Genomic DNA, 16129 nt, shown 5'->3' on the forward strand with positions numbered 1-16129 from the left:
CCGCAGAAAGGCGCTGAATTAAAAGCGCTGATTTTCGCTGACAAAGGGCTTTATATGGCCATAAATCAGCGTCATCTGCGACTTTCAATCGGCGTAAATCGGCGGGTAATCGTTAAAGAATCCTACTTAACAATATATTCTTAGCAATTTTGCTTAGTTACTTATTGGAGCAATTCTTTAATAATCAATGTCATAAGCGGCTCTGCTTGGTAAGCGGCCGCTAAAATTTTGCTCAATTCGGCCTTTTCAAGGGTTTCGGGAATACACATATCAGTGATGACCGAAATGCCAAAAACGGGGAGATTCATGTGGCGGGCTACAATCACTTCGGGAACGGTACTCATGCCTACGGCATCTGCGCCAAGTTGGCGAAGCAGTCGGTATTCCGAACGGGTTTCGAGTTGCGGACCCGTTACGCTTACATATACCCCTTTGTGCGCCCGAATGTGGTGTAATTCGGCAATTTTGGCCGCTTTTTCGAGCATAGAGGTGTCATAGACTTCGCTCATATCGGGGAAGCGGTCGCCTAATTCGTGGAGGTTGGTACCACGGAGTGGGTTTTCGGGTAAAAACAAACTGATGTGGTCTTGAATCAACATCAAATCGCTGGTTTGGTAGGCAGGATTTAGTCCTCCTGCGGCATTGGAAACAATCAGTTGCTCAATTCCTAACAGTTTCATTACCCGAACTGGAAACGACACTTGTTGCATCGAGTATCCTTCGTAATAATGAAAACGACCTTGCATACACACTACCTTTTTGCCCGAAAGGGTTCCAAACAATAGTTTTCCTTTGTGAGACTCAACGGTAGATACGGGGAAGTGAGGGATGGTCTCGTACGAAATACTTGCTTGAATTGTAATGTCATCGACGAGGCTACCAAGGCCAGTTCCTAAAATAATACCCACTTGAGGTTGAAAATCCTGCGTTTGGTTTTTAAGAAAGTCAACGGCCTCTTGAATGTGTGAAAATTCCATGCGTAAAATGAAAAATAAGTGATGGATGAAGGTCGATAAAATTTCTGTGATTACAAAAAAAGCCGATACCTTCTCAGGCATCGGCTTTTTCGTCAAATGATTATTTTAAGGAATCAATTTCACGGTATGGCAACCTTTAGGGGCGCTAATTTTTGCCATTTGTTTGGTTAACGAGGGCGTACCACCTTTGTTAACTTTAAAAAACTCGACACCGCCACTACGCTGGCCGTAATCGAAATATTCATAAACCGATACGGCTACATTTTCGCCTGTTTTATCAAAAATGATACTTTCTGGGGCAATTCCATCAAGGTCATAATCAGCTACTTTGGTTGCTTTTCCATCTTTAGCTAAAGTTAAAAGCGAGACACTTGCTTTTCCGATGCTACCTGACCAAGGTTGGGCAGAGTTGCCTTTATTGGCAGTAACGAGCATTGTACCATCAGCACTGATGGCAAAGCTTTCAACCCCTGAACCAACGGCTGTTTGAGCAACAATTTTATGCTCTGCTGTCTTAGGATCCGTTGCTGTTGTATTAAACTGAATCGCTACCAACTCGCCCGTGGCTCCGTCTTTCAAATCAGAAACGATAAATAAGCTACCATCTGCGGTAAATGAGCCAGGTCCTGGTTTTCCACTTATTTTTACTGGAGAACCAAATGGTTCAAAGGTTGCGATTTTACTTTGGGCATTGAGTTTTGCTTTGTAGAGCCAAATCTCCTTCGTTTCCTCCACGGTGATTGCAATAAATTCGCCATCAGGATGCCAAGTGACGTCAGTAGCACGCGCATTTTGAAGGTTTAATGGAATCGGCAAGTTACGGGTAGGTAATCCACCAGGGCCAATCTCAAACATCCGTAATTCTTTGGCGGGTTCCTCCGATGTAATGAGTAAATTGCTACCAAGCATATCTACGGCGAGTGGATTTTTGCCAACAGGAGCTTTACGCGCAGAGGGCTTGCCCATGTTTGAAATATCCACAATGTACATGGTACTTCCTGCAGGGAAATCAGTGGCAATGTCTTTCATTACCTTGGCGCTATCGGCGGTTTGTCCTCGGGTTTCGATTACAAAAGCAAACCGACCATCTGAAGTAACTGCGGCCGTGCGTGACCAACCAATGGCAGAGTTAGGGACGGGTGAGCTGCCAATTTCTTGGCCTAATTTTAGTGGTAGTGGATAAACTGTTAAAGCGTCTTTTACGCCAATTTCTTTCAACAGCTTTCCGTCCACTACAGCCGAAGCGGCCATATCTCCGTCAGAGAGGGCCAAAATTCCACGAGCGTTGAAGTTAATGGTGGGTGTTTGGGCAATGGCAGTGGAGGCACTTAATAGCGCTACGCCCAATGTTAAACGCATTTTATTCATGAGTTTTAAGTAATGGTTAACGAGTTATACAATTATTTAAACTAAAAATGAATGCGCATAATACGAAAAAAACCTTTAAAGCACGGAGCTTTAAAGGTTTTTCTTTGCAAAAAAGTGCAATTTATGCAGTTGCTACCGCAAGACGATTAACGTGTTTCGCCAATTTAGACTTGAGGTTACCCGCTTTGTTTTTGTGAATGACATTCTTTTTTGCCAATCTGTCAAGCATAGAAGATACAGTTTTGTACAATTCTGATGCAACAACTTGGTCTTTTGTGTCACGCAACTTGCGTACCATTGTACGTGTAGTTTTGTGTTGGTAGCGATTTCTAAGGCGTTTTGTTTCGTTGGCCCGGATTCTTTTTAATGCTGACTTATGATTTGCCATTGGTTTTATAAAAAAATAATGTATTTCTGTTCTATAAAAGGAGTGCAAAAATAGTCGTTATTTACTAGAGATGCAATTTTTTTGAAGGAAAATTATAGCAAATATTTGACAACGTTAGAAACGACATTAATTCGTGTTTTGTAAGAAGGAAGAACAATTTATGGGCAATGAACCAAGGAATTTATACGTTTTAAAGTTTGTTTTTCGTTCTTTCGCAAAAATAAATCTTGTACGGAAATTTTATCGTACTTTTCGATTTTTACATCCTTATTTACCACATGTTTCTCAAACGCAGCCTTCTATCCCTGTCCCTTTGTGCCCTTTCGTGGGAGGCGATTCACGCCCAAAACACCCTCGGTTATACTGAGGCCGATGTTCACTACCGAAATGGGGTCGAACTTTTTGAAAAATCAAACTATTCGGCGGCCAAACAGGAGTTTCGCTATTATTTGGAAAAACGCCCAGCGTTGCTCAACACCAACGATTACACCGCCGTGACCGCCGAGTACTACACCACCCTGTGTGCGTTGTATGCCGATGCGCCCGAAGCAGAGCTGGCCGTCGATCGGTTTGTGCGCAATCACCCCGAACACCCCAAAGCAGCCCTTATCTACAGTGATTTAGGGAAGTATTATTTTGATCGTGGTGATTACTCCAACGCCATTACATACCTGACAAAGGCATTGGATCGAAGTTCAAACTATTATGCTGCCACCGAAACCCGCTACAAATTAGGGTTGTCGTATTACAGCACGAAGCAGTTTGCACCCGCACTCCGTTATTTTGCGGAAGTCCAACAAGACGCCACCAGCGATTATTTTGCGCCAGCGGCTTATTACGCGGGGGTCATCAATTATCAAAACGGCAAATACGATGATGCTTACCGTAATTTCAAAAACATCGAATCGCATCCGCAGTACAAAATGGATGCTCCCAACTGGATTGTGTCTTCGTTGTACCAGGCCGAGCGATATGATGACTTGATTGCGTATGCCGAGCCGTTGTTGCGCCGCTCACAAGGGGGGGGAGTCAAACTCAATGATGTAGCATTGTACGCCGCAGAAGTATTTTATAACCGTGGAAATTATGCCGATGCCGCTAAGTACTACGCGCAGTATGTACAATTGAAGGGGCGTGAAACCCCCATGCCAGCACCCATTCAGTTTCGATATGGGCATTCATTGTTCAAAACGGGTAATTACCCTGGGGCAGTCGATCAATTAAAAGGCGTAGCCACCCGCAAGGATACCACGGGGCAGTTTGGGTCGTATATTTTGGCCATCAGCCACCTTCAGACCAAGAACCCCCAAGCGGCGTTGACGGGCTTTGACAATGCAGCCAAGTTGAAGTTTAACAAAGTGATTCAAGAAGAAGCGTCTTTCAATCACGCCAAAGTGCAGTTAGAGCTCAACAACCAATCGGCGGCTTTTACGGAATTTCAGGAGTTTATCAAAAACTTCCCGAACAGTGAATACGAAGAGGAGGCTACCAAGCTATCAATCTTAGCTTTGACCAAATCCAACAATAGCGCAGCTGCCGTGGCCTACATCGAAAAATTGAAGAAAATTGACGAGGCGACCAAAGCGGCCTATCAGCGCCAAACCATGAACTTGGGAATTGCTGACTTTAACGCCGAACGCTACGCCCAAGCAATCGTAAACTTTGACAAGTCGCTCAAATATACGCCCGATTCAGAAATTGCGTTGGCGGCTACCTACCAAAAAGGAGAAGCGTTCTCGGCCTTAAACCGCTACGGAGAAGCCATTCCGATGTATCAGCAGTTGATACGGAGCAACCCCACGTCATCCTTTGGCATTCGTAGTTTGTATTCAATGGGGTACGCCTATTACAATACCAAAGACTACAAAGCGGCTGTGACGAATTTCCAACAATATATTACAAAAGGAAAAGGCGTAGGAGAGCCCCAAACGATTGAGGATGCCACCATCCGCATCGCAGATTGTTATTTGACCGATAAAAACTACGCGCAAGCTACCGCCATGTACGACAAAGCCATCAACGATGGCCGTTTAGACCGTGACTATGCTTTGTATCAAAAAGGGTTGATTTTAACCTACCAAGAGAAAGACACGGAGGCAAAAGCGCAGTTTGATAAGGTGATTGCCCAATTCCCTACTTCGCGCTATGCCGATGACGCCTTGTTTCAGTCGGCCAACATTGATTTAGAAAAAGGAAATTACCAAGCGGCCATTCGTGCTTACACACGTTTGGTGAAAGACAAACCACGTAGTTATTTGATTCCGCCTGCGTTGTTGAAGCGCGCCTTGGCTTATAACAACATTCAGGTATATGAAGAAGCCATTCGCGACTATAAGCAGATATTGTCGGAGTATTCAGATGCCCCAGCGGCCAAAGAAGCCCTACTAGGATTACAAGCGACGTTGGAAAACGCAGGCAGAACGGAAGAAATGTCGAATGTATTGGCCGATTACAAGAAGAAAAATCCGCAAAGTACCGAAACGGAAAAATTGGAATTTGAAACGGCCAAAGGTTTGTACGGCGATGGCAAGTACCCTCAAGCCATCAAGGCACTTCAAAGCTTTATCCGCGATTATCCCAACAGCAAATTGGCGACGGAAGCACGCTATTTGGGGGGAGAAAGCTATTACCGCAACAACGATAATGCCAATGCCCTCAAACTTTTTAGCTTGGTTATTTCGGAAGGAGATCAGCGGTTTTCTCCCAAAGCAGCCTTGCGGGCAGGAGACATTGAAGTGCAAAACCAGAACTACCCGCAAGCGGTTCGCAACTTTAATTTGCTCTATGCCCAATCAGATAGCAAAACAGACCGCGTGACGGGCTTAATGCGTTTGATGGATACGTATTTTTCGATGAAAAAATACGATTCAACGGCCTATTACGCACGTGAAGTGATGAATGCAGGAGATGTTATCCCTGGTTCAACCAAAAAAGCGCAGATGCAAATGGCCAAGGTCTATATTGAAAAAGCAGATTACAAAACGGCGGATGCAGAATTGAAAAAAATAGTGGCTGCCAACAAAGACGAATTTGGGGCTGAGGCAAAATACTGGGCGTCAGAATCGTTGTTTCGTCAAGGCAAATTGAAAGAAGCACAGGCGTCGGTGATGGAACTCAACAAACAATACGCCGATTATGAGCGTTGGCGGGTTCGCGCCTTTATTTTATTGGCCGATGTCTATGTAGGGCTAAAAGACCCCGACCAAGCCAAAGCCACTTTGCAATCGGTCATTGAAAACGCCGAAGACAAAGACGCCATTGAGTTGGCCAAATCAAAACTAGCCGCTTTACAATAACCTTAGCACTTAAAAAGAATGAAGAAAGTCCCATCGATAAAACCTCTCCGCTTGCTGGTTGTGGCAAGTTGTTTTTCGCTGCCTGTGTTGGCACAAAAACAATCGGGAGAAATTGACAGCCAAACCTTTGAGATTGAGAAAAAGAAAAAGATTGAGTTGCCCCCCGCCAACCGCCTTTACAACAAACTGCAACCTTTTACCAGTGAGGAGGACAACCGAAAGTTGAATTATGAGTTTCGTACGCCCAAATTAACGCTCGGAACGCCCAAAATCACACCTACGGTATTGTCAGTCAACGGGGAAAACAAAGAAGACGAAGGCGGCAACCTCAATAATTACGTGAAAGTAGGGGGAGGTAATTACGGTAAAATTTACGGAGAAACATTTATTGGTAACAACACCGAAGATTTAGCCTACGACATTCATTTCAAACACTTGTCCAACCAAACGGGCCCCGTTGACGCTCAAAACTCGGCCAACAGCGAAAATCGCCTCAAACTCAACGGGCAGTACATTGGTAATTCGTTTAAATTGGGCGGAACGGCCTTTTACGACCGCGACAACTATTATTTTTACGCCAATCGTTCGGCACCCAACGCCGAAATCTTGAAGGGAAATATCCGTCAAACAATCAACACCTTTGGCGTACAAGTGGGGTTGGATAACATTGACAACAACAAGTTTATTGATTATTCTATCAAGACATCACTGTACCGACTCAGCGACCGTTACAGTGCGGCTGAGACCGATTGGGGTACTAATTTTTCGGGTTCAGTACCCATTACCGAAAACATTTTTGCGTTGTTGAATGCCGATGCTTACGTTTCTCAACGCACCGATGCTGAAACTTTCAAGCGAAATTTGTTCAGTGTCAAGCCAGCTTTTAAATTTTCGTACGATGCCTTTACGGTAACGGCCGCTTTCAAAGCCGTCAACGAAACTGACGACCGCCTCAAAATCAACCGTACCGTTGGCTTCCCGCAAGTAGAAGTGGATGCCGTTCCATTGGCAGGGGTTCACGTATTTGCGGGGTACGGTGGCGATCTCAATCGTAATACCTTGCGCTCGTTGTTGGGCGAAAATCGTTGGTTAGGCCCCAATGTTACCATCGCCAATACCGAACGTAGCCGAGATATTTACGGAGGATTTAAAGGGGAGTTGGGCCCTAGTTTTCAGTTTGAAGGCAAGGTTTCTTACGCAACTTTCAAAAACTTCTACGGCTTCAACAACGATTGGTTGGATAGCACCAAATTTGCGGTTGTATATGATGCCGACTACATCAAAGTGTTAACCGTGTCGGCCCAAGTGGGTTACCAATACCAAAACATCGTTCGCTCAACGCTTCGGGGTGATTTTTATGATTACAACGTCAAACGCCTAGAAGCACCTTGGGGCCGTCCACGTTCGACAGTGACTTGGAATAACTCTTTTGTATTCAGCAAGAAAATGTTTGCCACTATCGACGCCTATTACATTGGTGGGTTAAAAAACAAAAACTTTCAAACAGGCACAACGCACAACCTCAAGTCTATCGTCGATTTAAACCTAAAAATAGATTATTTATTGACGCGTAATTTTTCAGCATTCGCTTCCATCAATAACCTATTAGGTAAGAACTACGAACGCTACTTGTATTATCCGCAACAGGGTCTTAACTTCTTAGCGGGATTGTCGTTTCAGTTTTAGATTATTTTTTTTTGGACGCCATACAGTTCTAATCTAAGCAATTAACGCACTTTATTCGACCTAATTCAAAGCAATAGCCGCACGGGCTATTGCTTTTTTTTTATCTTCTCTGTACCTTAGTACCCAAATCCCCATAAACAGGTTACATAACAAACATGATTTCTGTCCTAGATTACACCCGTAAACTATTGTATGAACATGACTGCGTCGTGCTCCCCGATTTGGGTGGTTTTTTGGCGTATTTTAGTCATGCGTTTTACAGCGAGCAAAACGCCCTTTACCATGCACCGCAGAAGCGAGTAGCGTTCAATGAGGCGTTGAAACTAGACGACGGATTGCTGACTCACTACATGACTATCAACGAACAAATTACGCGGGAGGAAGCCCAAACGCGCATTCGTCAGTTTGTGGAGGAGATCAAAAATACCATCAAAGAAAAAGGCAACTATACGTTGGACGGAATCGGTATCCTTGATACCAACGACGAAGGTAAACTTCAATTTGAACCAACAGTTGATACTAATTTTTACGCAGAAGGCTTTGGCTTAAAGTCAGTTTCGCTGGCACCCGCTGCATCAATTAATGTATCTGGAAAATCCAATGAGGATTGGACTTCTGATGACCGTCCTGCGGAAGAACTAGAACAAGAAATGCCTCGCCGCCGTCGTACTCGAATTGTGATGTACATTGGTGGGGTACTATTGATTGGTACGGTGCTTTTTGCCAGCATCACCCAGCTTCCATCCGAAAGTTTAAAGTCAAGCCTCAATCCTTTTGAATTGGTAACGACAGTGAAAGGGTGGTTAGCAACTGATAAAAAAACTAACACTGTTAAAAAAGAAGAGGTTATAGCGACTGAAAATGCGGTTGTGCCGAAGGAAGAGACTGTTAGTGAGGTAGTTGCTAAAGAAGAACCTCCTGTGGTTATTAAGAAAGAAGAGGCACCAGTAGCAGCAACAAAAGAAACGGCGAAAGTTGAGGAAAAACAAGTTGCTCCTGCTAGAAACCAAGAAACGGTGGTAACACCCGCACCTAGTTCGGATGTAAACGGGGAGTTTTTGGTGATTGCAGGTGGATTTTCTAAAATTGAAAATGCCCGTAACTTGACCGCTAAGCTCCAGAGCCATGGCTACAGCGATGCCACAATTTTGAATCCAGAGCCAAACGATGGTAAACTGATCATTGTATCGGCCATTGCCTGCGAATCATCGGTCAAAGCCAAATCACAAGTAGCGCAAATCAGTCGCTTGGCAGGAGCAAAAGCGTACGTGATTCATAAATAATTTAAGTAGTACATAATAAAAAAAGGGGCTTTTGCCCCTTTTTTTTGTGCTCATATATATTTTACCCTTATTTTGCGTTAATTCAAAAATTACACACATTCACCCATGTCGATACTTGTCAATACGAAAGAAGACAGAGAGCACCAAATGATAGGATTAGCGGGTGCGACTATCATTACCTCTGCGCTTATTACTATTACACTTTTTGTGAAAATTTATCATGCGCTTCCCAAAACGGAAGCAATTGAGTACGTGGAAGTGAATTTTGGAACGGACGATGCGGGTTACGGAAAAATCCAGACCTATAACAAAGCGAGTGATTCGCCTCGGGCTGAAAACGTAAAAAAATCGGATGATACGCCCAAGGTAAAAGCCACGCCTACACCTAAGGTCACACCGCCACCCACGCCTAAAGTAGAAACGCCTAAACCTGTAAAAACGGCACCCGTAAAACCGCCAATTACGAGTAAATTGGAAAGTCCCGTCGAAACAAAGGCAGAAACCAAACCTACCAAAACGGAGTCAAAATCAACGACGCCCGCGCCACCTGCTCCTACAAAACCTGCCCCTGAGCCTAAAAAAGTGGATGAAAGCGCTTTGTTTAAAAAATCATCGGGGAGCTCAAAAGGAAGCAATGGAACCAACGGAACTGCTTCGGGAACAGGAGGAAATAACAATGGTGACAAACCTGGAACGGTAGGAGACCAAGGAAACCCCAAAGGAAGTATCGATGCTGGAAGTCTCTATGGTAAGCCTGGCGGTGCTAAAACAGGCTTGGCCCTCAACGTATCTGGTTGGGGAATGGGTGCTCGTCCGCAAGTAAATGACGACTCTGATGAATCGGGACGGATTGTTTTTGAAATTACGGTGGACGATACAGGCGACATCATCGGCGTGCGGGTAAAAGAATCAACGGTTAGCCAGTCGGTGGTAGAGGTTTATAAACGTGCAGTCAGCCGCATGAAATTGGTACCAAAGTCAGAAAATGTGCCATCCACTTCTAAAGGAACCATTACTTTCAATATCAAGAGTAGATAATTCTTTCCATAAAAAAATCCCTAAAAAGGGAATAAGGGGGCTAAATTGCCCCTTTATTTTTGTTATCCAATGAACTACGAACAAACCATCTCCTATTTGTACAGCCGCTTGCCCGCTTTTCATCGCGTAGGAGCAGCGGCGATGAAAGCAGGATTAACCAACATTACGGCCCTGTGCGAAGCTTTGGGAAACCCACATACCCAATTTAAAAGCATTCACGTGGCAGGCACAAATGGCAAGGGAAGTACTTCACATTTGCTTTCGGCGGTGTTACAATCCGCGGGCTATACCGTCGGATTACACACATCACCGCATTTAAAGTCGTTTACCGAACGCTTTAAAATCAATGGTCAACCGTGTCCGACGCAAACGATTGTGGACTTTGTAGCCAACCACCAAGACCTTATTGAGCGCATACAACCCTCATTTTTTGAAATAAGTGTGGCGTTGGCGTTTGATTATTTTGCCCAACAACGGGTGGACATTGCCATCATAGAAGTGGGTTTGGGTGGACGGCTGGATTCTACAAATATCATCACGCCCATTTTGTCGGTCATTACAAACATCAGTTTCGACCATACTGATTTGTTGGGAGATACCTTAGAAAAAATTGCGGGAGAAAAGGCGGGAATTATTAAACCTCAGGTGCCTGTAGTGATTTCAGAAACTCAGCCTGAGACGGAACCCGTCTTTCGGACCAAAGCCCAAGAATGCCATGCGCCCATTGTTTTTGCTGATCAACAGTACCAAATTGTGGACACCTCGCTATCAGCGGGGTATCGAGAAGTTACTATTAAGTCTATAAATTCAATCATGAAAACCTACAAAATAGATTTACTTGGTATTTATCAGGCTAAAAATCTCTTGGGTGTTTTGCAGGCCGTAGAAGAATTAAGAATGCAAGGGTGGGAGATAAGCGACGCACAGCTAGAAGCAGGTTTGTCTCAAGCTACACTACTCAGCCAATTGAAAGGACGTTGGCAAGTTTTACAACAATCGCCAATGGTGGTGGCTGATGTCGCTCACAATGATGGAGGCCTCAAAGAGACCCTGAACCAACTCCATTACTACGATTACACAGGATTACGTTTTGTACTTGGTTTTGTCAAAGACAAAGACGTAGCTGGCGTACTTGGGTTATTTCCCAAAGATGCTACTTACTATTTTTGTGCTGCTGATTTACCAAGGTCCTTGCCTGCAATCGAACTACAAACCTTTGCGGCCACTTTAGGTTTATTGGGGCAGACGTATCCCTCCGTAAGGGAAGCTTTAAACGCAGCTCTTAGTGAATCTGTATCTACCGATATTATTTATATTGGCGGTAGCACATTCGTCGTCGCTGAGGTTTAACATTAGTCTATATAACCTATTTATAAAATCATAAATACCATATAGGTAGGTTTAAAAGTTTTTATTCAAAATGTGGTTTTTTGTACTTTTGCCATTCGATGAGAATTGATTATACAGTACCACATTACAGTTAACTTTTAAATATTAAAATCTTGAGCCGTCAGAAACTTATACGTTTTGCTGCAAATGCACTGGCTACCAATGTATTAGAGGTAGGAAAACCCTTGTATGAAACCATTAAAGGAAAATGGAACGAAACCTACTTTTTGAATAATAATCCCATCGTGCTTGAATTAGCGTGTGGAAAAGGGGAATATACGGTCGGATTGGCCCAAGTTTTTCCAGATAAGAATTTTATTGGCATTGATGTCAAAGGAGATCGTCTGGCGATAGGCAGTCAGCAAGCTGTTGACCTTGGTTTAAAAAATGTAGCCTTCTTAAGAACGAATGTCGAGTTTCTCCAAAACTTTTTTGAAGCAGGGGAGGTCGCAGAAATTTGGATAACTTTTCCCGACCCGTTCAATATTAAAAAGAGCCTGAGGCGTCGATTAACGCATCCTCACTTTTTGGAAAAATATGTAGCTGTTATCAAAAAAGACGGGCTGTTGCACTTAAAAACGGATAATAGAGAGCTTTTTGACTTTACATTAGAGGAGCTTGCGCAGTTTGGATTTTATGATTTGGTCGCAACTTTTGACCTTTATCAGTCAGAATTACACGCCGAACACTTCGGAATAAAGACGCGTTTTGAGAAAATTTTTACTGAAAAAGGCTTCCCTGTTCACTATTTGAGGGGTCGTTTTTTGAGAAATTAAATGAATCTAAAGGTGCTATCAAACAAGATGCACCCTTTTTATTGTCCATAAATGAATAAATATTCAAATGTGAATAAATTTTCATTTTTAAAAATAAATAATTGATTATCAGTAAGTTATATTTATGTGTTTTTGAGAGAAGGAGTAGGAGAGAGGAATAAAAAAAGGGTCTTTCTCAATGACGAGAGAGACCCTTTAAATGAGAAAATTTCATTACAGTAGAAATCAAAAGCTGATTTTTCTCAATGTAACGAGTGGATTTTGCGAATTATTGAGAAATCAATTGTGCAAAAAACTTAACTGTACGAACTAGCTGGCTTACGTAGCTCATTTCGTTATCGTACCAGCTTACTGTTTTCACTAATTGTTTGTCGCCAACAGTAACAACTTTTGTTTGCGTTGCATCAAACAAGCTACCGAATGAAGTACCGATGATATCGCTGCTTACTATTTCATCTTCATTGTATCCGAAACTTTCGTTGCTAGCGGCTTTCATGGCAGCATTAACTTCCTCAAGCGTTACTTTTTTATTCAAAATAACTGTCAATTCTGTTAAGCTACCAGTGATTGTTGGCACACGTTGTGCACCGCCGTCCAATTTGCCCTTTAGTTCAGGTAATACTAAGCCGATTGCTTTAGCGGCGCCAGTACTATTAGGAACGATATTAGAGGCAGCAGCTCTAGCACGTCTCAAATCGCCTTTAGGGTGAGGAGCATCAAGGGTATTTTGATCGTTTGTGTAAGCGTGAACAGTGGTCATGCTACCAATTTCGATGCCAAAGTTATCGTTTAATGCTTTTGCCATAGGAGCAAGGCAGTTGGTAGTACAGCTTGCGCAGCTAATAATTGTTTCAGAACCATCCAAAATAGAGTGGTTTACGTTGAAAACAATTGTTTTAAGGTCACCAGTAGCAGGGGCACTGATAACAACACGCTTTGCACCTGCAGTAATGTGTGCTTCTGCTTTGGCTTTATCAGTAAAGAAACCAGTACATTCTAATACTACATCTACGTCGTGTGCTCCCCAAGGAATTTCTGCGGGGTTTCTTTGTGCATAGATAGTAACTTCTTCACCATTAACGATAATACTATTATCTGTAGATGTAACAGTTTCGTTGAATTTACCTTGAGCTGTGTCGTATTTTAGCAAATGGGCTAGTACAGAAGGGCTAGTAAGGTCATTAATAGCTACTACGTCAATACCTGGCATGTTGTAAATTTGGCGGTATGCTAATCTTCCGATACGTCCAAAGCCGTTGATTGCTACTTTTACTTTTGTCATTTTGCTTTTTGGTGGTTTAATGGGACATCTTTATTTACTTTCATGGGCAAAGATACTTATTTCTTTTTTATTTGTGTAAGGATTATTTTTTAGTAAAATGACAGATAGTCGGCTTGAGATTTAGTATTAATTAGTAAAAATGTGCTAATATTTAGATGTTTTTTAGTATTTAAACTAATAATTTGCTAAATATTTAGTATATTGGTTAGTAAATTACTAATAATACTACTAAAATAATGATTGTTATACTAAACACAATACTAATTGTACATTTTAGCTAAAAAGGAATATAATACCTGTTAGTAAAAATAGACCGAAACGAATATATACAAATGGGAAATAGAGTAGGAGAGTAAAACAGGCGTAAAATTGGAAAAGAGCGCATTTATGAGTAAATTACAGTATAAACCCAAAAGAAGGTAATAGCATATCCAATCAATAACAATACAATAAACACTGAACAAGGCAAACAAGAACGGCAATACACATAGATGAGCAACAAAATAATATAATCCTATAGAAAAGTACATTTTTATATATTCAAGAAATAAAGTGTCTTATAACCTTAAATAAACCTATATCAAAGGGTTAGATTAATTTAATTGAAGTACAACTTTAATAAGTAATGAAAGAAAAAGTACAAATTGAAGCTGCGTGGGAGAATAGAGAACTCACCAAAGATCCAGAAATCATCAAGGCAGTAGAAACAGTTATTACAGCCTTAAACGATGGAAACATCAGAGTTGCACAACCAACAACAGAAGGATGGCAAGTTAACGATTGGGTAAAGAAAGCAATCCTCCTTTATTTCCCCATCCGTCAAATGGAACTAAAGGAAGCTGGTATATTCGAGTACCACGACAAAATGAAACTAAAAACTGGCTACGACGCTTTAGCCGTACGGGTCGTACCACCAGCTGTAGCACGCTTTGGAGCGTATTTAGCAAAGGGAGTTATTCTCATGCCTTCTTATGTTAATATCGGCGCCTACGTTGACGAAGGCACGATGGTCGATACTTGGGCAACTGTTGGTAGTTGTGCCCAAATTGGGAAGCACGTACACCTAAGTGGGGGCGTAGGAATAGGCGGCGTTTTGGAACCGCCGCAAGCAGCTCCTGTTATTATAGAAGATGGCGCTTTTATTGGTTCACGCTGTATCGTAGTAGAAGGCGCTCACATTGGAAAGCGTGCTGTTTTAGGAGCGGGAGTAACCATTACTGGTAGCTCAAAAATCCTGGATGTGACTGGCGACACAGTCGTCGAATACAAAGGATACGTTCCTGACGATTGCGTGGTTATTCCAGGAAGTTATCCAAAAACCTTTCCAGCTGGCACTTATCATGTACCATGTGCCTTAATTATCGGTAAAAGAAAAGCTAGTACCGACTTAAAAACATCGCTTAATGAAGCTCTCAGAGAAAATAACGTTGCTGTTTAAGCAGGCGAGGAGAGAAGCCGTTAGGCATTATAAAAAAAGAGACACTATAAGTGTCTCTTTTTTTGTGCTATTACCCCATAAAAATTACTGTCGTGTCAGCAAACTCTTTCAATAGAGAGTATTACCTCTGCTATCTTCAGCAATTGTTGACACAAACATAGATGTAATTTACAATGTTTACAAATATATTGTCGTAATTTTTTTGTGAGCACCCGAAAAATAAGTTTTAGAGTATTTACGCTTGATATTGCCATTAATAGCCAGACAATCACCTAAAAACAAGGCAGTTACGCGTATTTACAAGTGTTCACAGAAGTGCACAAAGTTTCGTATGTAAACATATTGTAACCAAAGTCATGTCAACTTCGGTAAACAATATATTACTTTTGTAAACAATATATTTGTTTATTGTTTACGTTTTATTACATTTGTGTAAACAATAAACGTTTACAATTATATGGCAATCTATTCCGATTTTACCGACAATCGCTATTTAAAAAACAATAAAATACGGGTAATACTTGATGAAAATCATTTGAACGCTTCTCAGTTTGCTGACGCGATTGATGTGCAACGTTCTACCATTTCCCACATCTTAGCTTACCGAAATCGCCCAAGTCAGGACATTTTGGAGAAAATAGTGGCTTGGAACCCAAAATACAGCTTCGATTGGTTTAAAACACAGACTCCTGAAGAGGATAAAATAATAGCCAAACTCATTGAAAATCAAGGATATGGAGGCGCAAAACTGCATTCCCAAACCGCGCCAGAATTGCGTGAAAAAGAGAAGCCGAACAAGATTACGGCTACAGTAGATTCTCGTTCCTCACAAATCAAGCAAGAACCTATCGTATCTTCATTTTCCACTGAAGTTTCAAAACCCCGCAAAGCTGTACTTATAACCATTGTTTATGACGATGGAAGTTCGCAAGTCATTCCTGTCGATCCTAACTTCAAGATAAATAATTTACTAAGTCAATAGTTTCAACTTCAATTTCACCCTTTTTATCACGCAAGCGCTTTTGATTTTAACCTTCCCAATAGCTACCAAAAGCGCTTGCGAATCTTGATTTAAAATCTGTTTTATTTGACTTTTAACGCCTATTAAACGCTTAAAAATAGACAGAGATAAATAGAGACACCTTGTACGATTAAATGGCTTAGGAGACACTTTATTGATTATTTGAAAGTCGTCAAACCGAATTGCT

The 16129-nt window shown here is 42.0% G+C and carries 12 protein-coding genes; 8 read left to right on the forward strand and 4 right to left on the reverse strand.

Annotated elements, in window-relative coordinates; genetic code table 11:
* Positions 1-161: 161 nt before the first annotated feature.
* The 3 genes from AC23P2_RS07285 to rpsT all read right to left on the reverse strand — a co-directional run bounded on the left by AC23P2_RS07285 (position 162) and on the right by rpsT (position 2733).
* Positions 162-977 (reverse strand): purine-nucleoside phosphorylase, encoded by an 816-nt coding sequence (locus AC23P2_RS07285; protein WP_487772576.1) that lies wholly within the window; start codon positions 975-977, stop codon positions 162-164.
* Positions 978-1082: 105 nt separating this feature from the next.
* Entirely contained in the window at positions 1083-2345 is a 1263-nt protein-coding gene (locus AC23P2_RS07290) for a lactonase family protein (protein ID WP_487772577.1), read from the reverse strand.
* A gap of 121 nt (positions 2346-2466) precedes the next feature.
* Positions 2467-2733: a 30S ribosomal protein S20 gene (gene rpsT / locus AC23P2_RS07295; RefSeq protein WP_472490790.1), complete on the reverse strand. Its 267-nt coding sequence runs from the start codon at positions 2731-2733 to the stop codon at positions 2467-2469.
* Positions 2734-3011: 278 nt separating this feature from the next.
* Between rpsT and AC23P2_RS07300 the strand changes: the two genes are divergently transcribed.
* From AC23P2_RS07300 to trmB, 6 genes are all read left to right on the forward strand, one after another.
* Entirely contained in the window at positions 3012-6029 is a 3018-nt protein-coding gene (locus tag AC23P2_RS07300) for a tetratricopeptide repeat protein (protein ID WP_487772578.1), read from the forward strand.
* 18 nt (positions 6030-6047) lie between these two features.
* Entirely contained in the window at positions 6048-7715 is a 1668-nt protein-coding gene (locus AC23P2_RS07305) for a TonB-dependent receptor (protein WP_487772579.1), read from the forward strand.
* Between the two features lie 155 nt (positions 7716-7870).
* Complete coding sequence (locus AC23P2_RS07310) at positions 7871-8998, forward strand: HU domain-containing protein (protein ID WP_487772580.1); 1128 nt, start codon at positions 7871-7873, stop codon at positions 8996-8998.
* 105 nt (positions 8999-9103) lie between these two features.
* Complete coding sequence (locus tag AC23P2_RS07315) at positions 9104-10036, forward strand: energy transducer TonB (protein WP_487772581.1); 933 nt, start codon at positions 9104-9106, stop codon at positions 10034-10036.
* A gap of 69 nt (positions 10037-10105) precedes the next feature.
* Entirely contained in the window at positions 10106-11386 is a 1281-nt protein-coding gene (locus AC23P2_RS07320; protein ID WP_487772582.1) for a bifunctional folylpolyglutamate synthase/dihydrofolate synthase, read from the forward strand.
* 152 nt (positions 11387-11538) lie between these two features.
* Positions 11539-12201: a tRNA (guanosine(46)-N7)-methyltransferase TrmB gene (trmB, locus tag AC23P2_RS07325; protein ID WP_487772583.1), complete on the forward strand. Its 663-nt coding sequence runs from the start codon at positions 11539-11541 to the stop codon at positions 12199-12201.
* 268 nt (positions 12202-12469) lie between these two features.
* Here trmB and gap read toward each other — a convergent pair whose 3' ends face one another.
* Complete coding sequence (gene gap / locus AC23P2_RS07330; protein WP_122930549.1) at positions 12470-13483, reverse strand: type I glyceraldehyde-3-phosphate dehydrogenase; 1014 nt, start codon at positions 13481-13483, stop codon at positions 12470-12472.
* 625 nt (positions 13484-14108) lie between these two features.
* Here gap and AC23P2_RS07335 point away from each other — a divergent pair.
* Together AC23P2_RS07335 and AC23P2_RS07340 are read left to right on the forward strand one after the other, a co-directional pair.
* Complete coding sequence (locus tag AC23P2_RS07335; RefSeq protein ID WP_487772584.1) at positions 14109-14921, forward strand: 2,3,4,5-tetrahydropyridine-2,6-dicarboxylate N-succinyltransferase; 813 nt, start codon at positions 14109-14111, stop codon at positions 14919-14921.
* A 457-nt stretch (positions 14922-15378) separates the two neighbouring features.
* Positions 15379-15903: a helix-turn-helix transcriptional regulator gene (locus AC23P2_RS07340; protein WP_487772585.1), complete on the forward strand. Its 525-nt coding sequence runs from the start codon at positions 15379-15381 to the stop codon at positions 15901-15903.
* Positions 15904-16129: the final 226 nt, after the last annotated feature.

It is taken from the genome of Runella sp. R0.1_18 (genome assembly GCF_057652155.1).

Coding starts and splice junctions, on each gene's coding strand:
- AC23P2_RS07290 (WP_487772577.1), bottom strand. CDS start 2,345: ATGAATAAAATGCGTTTAACATTGGGCGTAGCGCTATTAAGTGCCTCC.
- AC23P2_RS07320 (WP_487772582.1), top strand. CDS start 10,106: ATGAACTACGAACAAACCATCTCCTATTTGTACAGCCGCTTGCCCGCT.
- AC23P2_RS07315 (WP_487772581.1), top strand. CDS start 9,104: ATGTCGATACTTGTCAATACGAAAGAAGACAGAGAGCACCAAATGATA.
- gap (WP_122930549.1), bottom strand. CDS start 13,483: ATGACAAAAGTAAAAGTAGCAATCAACGGCTTTGGACGTATCGGAAGA.
- AC23P2_RS07310 (WP_487772580.1), top strand. CDS start 7,871: ATGATTTCTGTCCTAGATTACACCCGTAAACTATTGTATGAACATGAC.
- rpsT (WP_472490790.1), bottom strand. CDS start 2,733: ATGGCAAATCATAAGTCAGCATTAAAAAGAATCCGGGCCAACGAAACA.
- AC23P2_RS07300 (WP_487772578.1), top strand. CDS start 3,012: ATGTTTCTCAAACGCAGCCTTCTATCCCTGTCCCTTTGTGCCCTTTCG.
- AC23P2_RS07305 (WP_487772579.1), top strand. CDS start 6,048: ATGAAGAAAGTCCCATCGATAAAACCTCTCCGCTTGCTGGTTGTGGCA.
- AC23P2_RS07340 (WP_487772585.1), top strand. CDS start 15,379: ATGGCAATCTATTCCGATTTTACCGACAATCGCTATTTAAAAAACAAT.
- AC23P2_RS07335 (WP_487772584.1), top strand. CDS start 14,109: ATGAAAGAAAAAGTACAAATTGAAGCTGCGTGGGAGAATAGAGAACTC.
- AC23P2_RS07285 (WP_487772576.1), bottom strand. CDS start 977: ATGGAATTTTCACACATTCAAGAGGCCGTTGACTTTCTTAAAAACCAA.